Here is a 601-nt window from a genome sequence, read left to right on the forward strand (position 1 = left end):
CGCGGCCGCGCCGGCATGCGCGGCGAACAGCGCGGGGCCGAGCACGATCGCGGCCGTCGCACCGAGCGCCGCGCCGCTCGACACGCCGACGAGCCCCGGATCGGCGAGCGGATTGCGAAACAGCGCCTGCATCGCGGCACCGGCAGCGCCGAAGCCGCCGCCGACGAGCAGCGCCAGCACGACGCGCGGCGCACGGATGCCGAGCAGCACCGCACGCGCCTGCTGTGCGGCGGGGTCGCCGGCGAGCGCGGCCCACGCGTCGGCCGGCGAAATGCGGTACGCGCCGACACAGAGCGCGACGACCGACATCGCGCCGACGAGCACCGCGAGCGCGCCGAGCGCGACAGGTGCAAAACGGCGCTGCGTGCCGATGCGTCGTGCGCCGTGCGTGCCCGCGGCGACCGACGACGCGCGAATCGACGAGAGACGAGCGGACATCGGCGATCCCGTTACGCGAGCGTGTCGGACAGACGCCGATGCAGCGTCGTGACGGCGAGCGGCAGCCGCGGGCCGAAGCCGAGCAGCAGCAGCGCGTCGAGCGACACGATGCGCTGCGCGCGACCGGCCGGCGTCGCGGCGAAGCCGGGCGCACCCAGCAGCG

Annotated in this window: 1 protein-coding gene and 1 pseudogene; both read right to left on the minus strand. The window is 76.4% G+C overall.

Annotated features, from left to right (window positions below):
- A partial coding sequence (locus tag HMPREF3115_RS02515) for an iron chelate uptake ABC transporter family permease subunit (RefSeq protein WP_141751619.1) occupies positions 1 to 438 on the minus strand: 438 nt, incomplete at its 3' end.
- 11 nt (positions 439 to 449) lie between these two features.
- Positions 450 to 601: pseudogene (locus HMPREF3115_RS02520) on the minus strand (hemin ABC transporter substrate-binding protein); the annotation flags it as partial.

The sequence above is a fragment of the Burkholderia sp. HMSC10F09 genome (assembly GCF_001806955.1).
GTDB classification, from domain to species: domain Bacteria; phylum Pseudomonadota; class Gammaproteobacteria; order Burkholderiales; family Burkholderiaceae; genus Burkholderia; species Burkholderia multivorans.